Genomic DNA, 7,704 nt, shown 5'->3' on the forward strand with positions numbered 1-7,704 from the left:
TGGGATGCGGCTGATCCATGTCACTGTTCGGGGCTCCTTGCTCTGTCTGACCTTCCACAGACCAAGGCAGTGAGGACCTTTCGGCGCCTGCGATGGCTGTGGCTCACTGTGGAGACCACACAGGGCCTCCGATTCGTGACACATCGCCGGTGGACGGCTGTCACGAATTGATCCGCGCACGCGGTCTTGCTGATGAACGTCGTATCCCCGGTGAGACAAACTCCTGGGGGCCGATCCGGAGACGTATCCAGACAGATCACCAGGCCGGACCGAAGGAGTACCACCGTGAGACGCAGCGCAAGGATCCAGCGTGCCGCAGCAGGTATCGCGGTCATCCTGTTGGCTAGCTTGGTTACCGCAGCAACGCCTGTGACGGTCTCGACCGTGGTCGACGACCGGACTGAACCCGGTGCAACGGCGGTGCGGACGGCGCCGGATGCCGGGGGCGACGGTGCGGGGAAGCTGCTCACCGTCGAGACCATCCAGGAGCTCGACCCAGCACTCGCGGCCGTGGCCGATCGTGCGGAACGGATCACCTACCGCTCCAGATCGCTGAACGGTGGAGACATAGTGGTGAGCGGTGCGTTGTTCACACCCAGAGGCCCAGCGCCGAGCCACGGCTGGCCGATCGTGTCGTGGGCACACGGGTCCAGCGGCATCATCGACGAGTGCGCGCCCTCGACCGTGCCGAACGAGGACGGCAAGGTCGACCTGTTCGGCTACGCCGGATTCGTCGCGCGGTTGCTCCAAGCGGGCTATGCGGTAGCCGCGACCGACTACGAAGGCCTGGGCACCCGCGGCGACCATCCTTACATCGTGGCCGACAGCGAGGGCCGCGGGGTGATCGACGCGGTGCGTGCCGCTGTCCAGGCCGAGCCGTCGCTGTCGCGCTCGTACTTCGCTGTGGGGCATTCGCAGGGCGGGCATGCGGCCATCGCCGCTGGCGAGATGGCGCACTCCTACGGTAGGGGCCTCGACTTCCGCGGCACCGTCGGGCTGGCCCCGGTGACCGACGTAGGACAGGCCTATGCGTATGGCTCGCCCGGCCCGGTCGACCGCGGGTTCTACCTGCTGGCGCTTCACGGCTTGCAGACCGTGCATCCCGACCTGCGGTTCGACCAGTTTCTCGGGAAGCAGGCGCTAGACCTCCTGCCGAAGGTCAGCCGGATGTGCACCGACCAGATCTGGGCGGAGTTCTCCGCCGACTTCGGCACGGAGCTGAACGACTACCAGTTCACACCTCAGGACTCGCCTGCCGCACTCCAGCTGCAGGGCTGGTTGGACGAGCAGAGCGTGCCACGTGGCATGACACATGGGCCGATGCTGTTGCTGCAGGGCAGTGCCGACCCGTCCATCAAGAAGGCTGTCACCGAGCAGGCGGTCCGCAACGCCCGTGCCGCCGGCACGGTCGCGGAGTTCAAGCTCTACCCTGGCGCGGACCACTACTCGGTTCTCGCCCCACGGACCGAAGGCGGAGCCGCCGATGACGTCATCAAGTGGCTCGAAAGGCACCGTTAGGCGCCGCAACTCGATGCCGACCGTTTGCCCACGGCAGGGCCCCGGGGTTGGAAGCAGGCGGTGCCGCCACGACCGTCAGGGACCCGGTCGTGCTCTTGGGCTGAGGTCAGAATCGTCATGCTCTCTCTCGCGCAGTGGCCACCAGGTCGACAGCCTCAGGTCGCTGAGCTCTGCCGGTAGGTACCTGGCGCGACGCCGTGCACACGCTTGAAGGCGTTCGCGAACGCGTAGGACGAGGAGTATCCGACTGAGTGTGCGATGTCCGCGAGCACGCGGTTCTCGTCTCTGAGCAGTCTGCTGGCCATCAACATGCGCCAGGAGGTGAGATAGGCGAGGGGTGGCTGGCCGACCCGGTCGGTGAATCGGCGGGCGAACGCCGCACGAGACAACCCGACTGCTTCCGCCAGCTCCGCAACGGTCCACGAGCGTTGTGGGTGGTCGTGCAGATACCGCAGTGCGTCCGTGATCAGCGGGTCTGACAGCTCGGCGGCCCAGTTCTCGTAGGGGTGCTGGCGAAACCATGCTCGCAGCGTCTCGACAAGGAGAAGGTCGAGCAGCGACCCGACGGCCAGAGGCCGACCGGGCGCAGATTGCGTGAGTTCGCGGACCAGCAGAGCGACGACTGCTGACAGTTCGGGGTGACGCCCAGCGCCTGTCTCCAGGACGACCGATGCTGGCAGTCGGCGCAGGAGCGGGGCCTGTCGGGACGTGTCGAGGCGGTAGGTTCCGCAGAGCATGCGCGAACGGGGACCACGCGCGGACAGCCGGTCCGGTCCGATGGTCACCGGGCCGGCGACGGAACGCTGGCTGGGATGCTCCACGTCGATCAGCGGAACGTCCGGGCTGCTGGCCAAACCGTGTCCGGCGCCGCGCGGAAGAAGGAGTACGTCACCGACATCAAGGCGCACGGGTTCTCCTCCTGGTGGGAGCAGCATCGTCTGGCCCTCGAGCATCACGTGTACTCCTGCCCCGGGTGCGGAGGAAAAGCGCCGGCCCCAGGGCGGGTGTCCCTCGACCAGGAAAGACTGCGGTCTCCCAGTCGTCATGGCAGCAACTATCTGACTGAGAACGTCCATCTCGAGCCTCGACATTTCGATTGACAAGCGAAGACGACTACGCATCACGACGGGATTCTCAGGCATCGACCGCCACCCCCGCATCGAGCATCCTTGGTAAAGCAAGGGAAATGCACATGCACGAATGGAGGCTGGAAATGCTCACAATTGGAATCGTCATCGGATCTACCCGTCCCGGACGCGTGGGTCGAGGAGTCGGGGAGTGGGTGTACAAGAAGGCGTTGGATCACGGAGGGGCAGAATTCAGGCTCGTCGACCTCAAGGATTTCGCCCTTCCGATCCTCGACGAGACGACCGTCCCGATGATGGCGGCGGGCACGAAGCCGCACACCGTGAGGTGGGCGGAGCAGATCGCGGGGTTCGATGGCTTCGTGTTCGTCACGCCTGAGTACAACCGCGGGATCCCGGCCTCGCTGAAGAACGCGATCGACTACCTCTACGCCGAGTGGAACAACAAGGCGGCCGGGTTCGTCGGTTACGGCGCTGATGGCGGCGTGCGCTCGGTAGAACACATGCGCGGCGTCCTGTCGATGGTGCGGATGGCTACGGTCGGTCCGCAGGTCGCACTCACCCTGGCGGACGACTTCCAGGAGCACACGGGGTTCGCGCCCCGGGCGAAGCACGAGCCCATGATGTCGGCCATGCTCACAGATCTCGTGTCGTGGGGCGAGGCGCTCCGCGACGTGCGGGCTTCGGCCTGAACGAAAGCACGATCCGCCACCCGGGAATGATGAATCGGGACCACAGGCCGGGCTCGCCGACAATGTCGGCGGCCCGGCTTTCTCGTCGGAACGTGGGGGTGGATACCAAGCAGAAGACTGCACAACAATGCTCATGTGTCGCCGCGTCACTACGGATAGCACGGCCGTCACCATCGGGGATCTCGGCATCTTTGGTGCGGAAAGCTTCACGGCGATCATGAGACGCTCACGTCCGGTGGGAAGCATCAAAAGCCCGGTTGCGCGCACCATCAGGTCGTTCACGTTCACCTTGTCGCGACCGCTGGCGAGCAGATCGTTGTCAGCTCGTGCATCTAGTGCCATGAGATCCCTCGGCGTCGGCTGCCATGGTCGTGGTGAGTGCGGAACGTCAGGAGCTTTGTCCCGGTCGACGCGCCCGGTCGGGGGACGACCGTTGCTCTCGATGACCGCCTCGGACCCGCGGCGATCATCGAGAGCGGTCAGAGCCAGCGCGCGGCGCCGTGCGTGGTGCGTGCGTGCGCAGTGGGTGAGTCCTTGGGATGCTGGACGATCATCTGGGGCTCTTGACGTCCTGTGTGGCTCGGTCTTCGCCTGGTGGTCGTTCTTCCTGCTGTGGTGCGATCGAGACGCGCCCGGTCCCGAACTGCCTCGCAAGGACGCCACGCAGCCGCTCCCTGCTGGTCAGTCGGCCGGCCTGGTCGGGTCGTGCGGGCTTGGTGGGGTCAGAGACCACGGTGAGGCGGCCGCGTTCGGCGGCGTCGGCCGGCTGGTGGATCTCGACATAGCCGCCGTTCGGCATCCGCACGATCCGTCCGGTCTCGTGCCCGTGCAGCAGGACCTCACGGTCTTTGCGTTGCAGCCCCACGCAGATCCGGCGCGTGACCTCGAACGCGAGGGGCGGGCCGACGATCAGAGCCACCTGTAGCGCAGTGATGATCGTTTCGAAGCTGATGCTGAACTCTGTCGAGACGATGTCGGCGCTCGCCGCGCCCCACAGGATCCCGTAGAAGAGCGCGCCGGCCACGCCGATCCCGGTGCGCGCCGGAACGTTGCGGGGCCGGTCGAGCACGTGGTGCTCGGTGGTGTCCTTCGTGATCCAGGACTCGAGGAACGGGTAGACGATGACCAGGACGAAGTAGACGCCGATGATGGCGAGCGGGGCAAGGATGGCGAAGGTCCAGGTCCAGCCGAACCATTCGGTCTCCCAGCCGACCGGGACGAGACGCAGTGCACCGTCGAGGAACCCGATGTACCAGTCGGGTTGGCTGCCGGCGCCGACATCTCCGGCGGCGGTGGGGCCGTAGGCCCAGATGGGGCTGATGGTGGAGGTGGCGCCGAGCAGTACGAGGACGGCGCTCGTGATCGCGGTCATCCCGGCGGCGCGTACTGCGGCATCGGGCCACAGTCGTAGCCCGAGCGCGGCCTGGATCGGTGTCCCTGTGCCTGGGGGGCCGGGCGACCCGTGCCGGTATCCGAGCCGGGCTCGGACCAGGAGCAGGACGACGACCAGGACCGGGGCGATCAGTACGTGGACCGGGTAGAGGTTCTCGATGATCTCGCCGGGGAACCGGCCACCGAACATCCAGGACACGAGCCAGGTGCCGATCACGGGGATGCCGAGCATGACGCCTTCGACGATGCGTAGCCCGGTGCCCGACAGCATGTCGTCAGGCAGGGCGTACCCGCTCCAGCCGGCCAGGAGGACCGCGATGAACGCGAGCGTCAGCAGTACCCAGGCCGCACGCCGTGGGCGACGGAATCCTCCGGTGAAGAACAGGGCCAGGATCTGCACGATCATCACGGCGGGCAGGACGAGCGCTGCCCAGTGATGGGTCTGGCGAATCAGCATGCCGCCGGCTTGCTCGAACGAGATCTCCATAGTGGAGTCGAACGCTTTGCTGACCCGGGTCCCGACCAGAGGCTGGTGGGGTCCGTCATAGGTGACCAGCTCGCTGGACGGGGTGTAGGTGAACGTCAGCAGGATGCCGGTGATCGCGAGGACCAGCATGCAGGCGACCGACACGACGCCGAACAGGTTCGCCCAGTGCAGGTGAATTCGTTGCTGCCCCAGCGTCCGGCGCAGTCTTTGGTCGACCTGCGCGAGGATCACCTTGGTGTGGTGGCGTGTGCTGGTGCGACGGCGGTCAACGGGCATGGCCGGCACCGATCAGCTCACGCGCACCGGCGTCAGTCCCGGACCCGATGTGTCCGCGCGAGGGCGGGAGCATGTCGGGGTCGCCGGCAGCCAGGAACGCAGCCCGAGGCCGCTCCACGCCGGGCAGGGCAACGATGTCGCGCCCGAACAGCACCGCGCTGATCCAGACGAGCAGGACGCGCAGCTTGCGTTCCCAGGTGGGGATGGCCAGGACGTGGTAGCCGCGGTGCATCAACCACGCCAACGGGCCCCTGATCACCAACCGGCGGTACTGGAAGATGCCCTTGCCCATGCCCAGCGTCGCGACGGTGCCGAGGCTGTGGTGGACGTAGGGGCGCACCGTCTTGCCGCGCAGGTGTGCGACGAGGTTGGCGGCCAGGTGCTTGCCCTGCCGGACGGCGTGCTGGGCGTTGGGTACCGTCAATGCCCCGGGAGCGGTGGCTGCAAGGTCCGGGACGGCGGCGTTGTCGCCGGCGGCCCAGGCGTCCGGTACGGGCGCCTCGTCGGTGCCGACACGCAGGTCGGCACGGACACGCAGCAGGCCCCGGTCGTCGACGGGCAGGTCGGTGTGCTGGGCGATCACAGGGTTGCTCCCGTTGCCGGCGGACCAGATCAGCAGGTTGGTGTCGAAGGTTTCCCCGGTGGACAGCTCGATGTGGCCGCCTCGTGCGGAGGTGACGCGTGCCTCGGTGTGGACGTGGGCGCCGCGCTGCTCGAGGTGGCGCACGACCCAGCGTCCGGGGCCGTCGGTGACCTCGGGCAGGATCCGTGCCTGTGCCTCGACGAGGTGGAACGAGAGATCCGGGAACGTGATCTCGGGGTAGGAACGCAGGAGCGAGGTCGCCAGGGAGAGCAGCTCACCGAACGTCTCGACTCCGGTGAAGCCTCCACCGACGACGGTGACGGTCAGCAAGCGGGTGCGCTCGGGGCCTGGCGGGAGCGCGGCAGCCTCGTCGAACGCAGCCAGGAGACGGTCGCGGATCGCGACGGCCTCCTCGACCTGCTTGAGGCCGATGGCTTCCTCGGCTACCCCGGGGATCGGTAACCGGCGTGTCACAGCGCCCGCGGTGATCACGAGCATGTCGTACCCGATGGACTGAACGGAACCGGCGTTCGTGCGGACGGTGGCGCTCCGGTGGGCGTGGTCGACGGCGACGGCGTGACCGGCAATGATGCGGGTGGTGCGCAGGTGACTGCGCAGGGAGACGATCACGTGCCGTGCCTCGACCGATCCGGCTGTCACCTCGGGCAGGAACGGTTGGTAGGTCATGTACCCGCGGGGGTCGACGACAGTAACCTCGGCCTCGCCCGGACGTAGCCGCTTCTCCAGCCGCCACGCCGTGTAGAACCCTGCGTACCCGCCGCCGATGATGAGAATTCGCATGACAGCCTCCAGTTGCTCTCACCAGGTAGACCGCCGAGCGCGGGCAGACGTGATATGGCGCTCGTCACGAAAGCGCGGCACCCGGGATATCCCGGGTGCCGCGCTTTTGGTGAGGGTCGAGACGGGCTGTTCAGAGGGCCTGGAGGCCTACCGGCTACTCGACGAGCTTGCCGTCAGCGGAGACGTCGACCATGAGTTCGGCGATTGCCTCCGGCACCGGCGGGATCTCTTCGTGCACCACACCGTCGGTAGGGGACCAGACCAGGTTCACCTGGAGCGTCGGGTCCAGGTCGGGGTAGTCGGAGCGGTTGTGGCAGCCGCGGGTCTCGCGGCGTTGGAGTGCTGTTTCGAGTGTGGCGCGGGCGGCGATCAAGGACGCCTTGAGGTCGAAGGCGTGCGCGAGGTCCTGGAATCCGGCGATGTCGGGGTGGATGCCGACGTTCTTGGCGCGCACCTCGATCTCGTCGAGCTCGCGCAGGCCCGCGAGGAGTCCTTGCTCGTCCCGGACGACGCCGGCGTGCTCGGTCATCGTGTTGCGGACCGCGCGCTGCAGGGCCCGCACGTTCTCGGGTCCGTCGGCGGCCAGCAGGTCGGCGACCTCGGCGCGGGCCTCGGCCTGGGCGTCGTGCGAACGGCGCTGTGTCTCCAGACCGGCTGAGTAGGCAGCGGCGGCCCGCCCGACGATGCGCCCGAACACGAGGAGCTCGATCAGGGAGTTGCCGCCGAGGCGGTTGGCGCCGTGCAGGCCGGAGGATGCCTCACCGATCGCGTAGAGGCCGTCGACCTCGGTGCTGTGGTCTTCTGGTCGGACCCAGACGCCGCCCATGGAGTAGTGGGCGGTGGGTGCGATCTCGATGGGTTCGGTGGTGA

Annotated in this window: 6 protein-coding genes; 2 read left to right on the forward strand and 4 right to left on the reverse strand. The window is 67.3% G+C overall.

The window, feature by feature from the left end:
- Nucleotides 1–369 precede the first annotated feature (369 nt).
- Nucleotides 370–1,518 (forward strand): alpha/beta hydrolase, encoded by a 1,149-nt coding sequence (locus tag LUU90_RS17305; protein ID WP_275004864.1) that lies wholly within the window; start codon nt 370–372, stop codon nt 1,516–1,518.
- Nucleotides 1,519–1,673: 155 nt separating this feature from the next.
- Here the strand turns inward: LUU90_RS17305 and LUU90_RS17310 are convergent, their stop codons facing one another.
- Nucleotides 1,674–2,678, reverse strand: coding sequence for an AraC family transcriptional regulator (locus LUU90_RS17310; RefSeq protein ID WP_342470554.1), 1,005 nt, complete (start codon nt 2,676–2,678; stop codon nt 1,674–1,676).
- On the opposite strand from LUU90_RS17310, the gene LUU90_RS17315 reads away from it, so the two are divergent.
- Nucleotides 2,615–3,295, forward strand: a complete 681-nt coding sequence (locus LUU90_RS17315) for an NADPH-dependent FMN reductase (RefSeq protein ID WP_275004867.1) — start codon at nt 2,615–2,617, stop codon at nt 3,293–3,295. The two genes, LUU90_RS17310 and LUU90_RS17315, sit on opposite strands and share 64 nt — an antisense overlap.
- A gap of 550 nt (nt 3,296–3,845) precedes the next feature.
- Here LUU90_RS17315 and LUU90_RS17320 read toward each other — a convergent pair.
- From LUU90_RS17320 to LUU90_RS17330, 3 genes are all read right to left on the reverse strand, one after another.
- Nucleotides 3,846–5,450: a cytochrome b gene (locus LUU90_RS17320; RefSeq protein WP_275004868.1), complete on the reverse strand. Its 1,605-nt coding sequence runs from the start codon at nt 5,448–5,450 to the stop codon at nt 3,846–3,848.
- Nucleotides 5,440–6,834, reverse strand: coding sequence for an NAD(P)/FAD-dependent oxidoreductase (locus tag LUU90_RS17325; protein WP_275004870.1), 1,395 nt, complete (start codon nt 6,832–6,834; stop codon nt 5,440–5,442). The genes LUU90_RS17320 and LUU90_RS17325 overlap by 11 nt, the downstream gene beginning before the upstream one ends.
- A gap of 154 nt (nt 6,835–6,988) precedes the next feature.
- Nucleotides 6,989–7,704: FAD-binding protein (locus tag LUU90_RS17330; protein WP_275004871.1), on the reverse strand; the 716-nt coding region annotated here is incomplete at its 5' end.

It is taken from the genome of Promicromonospora iranensis (assembly GCF_028994775.1).
Classification (GTDB): Bacteria; Actinomycetota; Actinomycetes; order Actinomycetales; family Cellulomonadaceae; genus Promicromonospora; species Promicromonospora iranensis_A.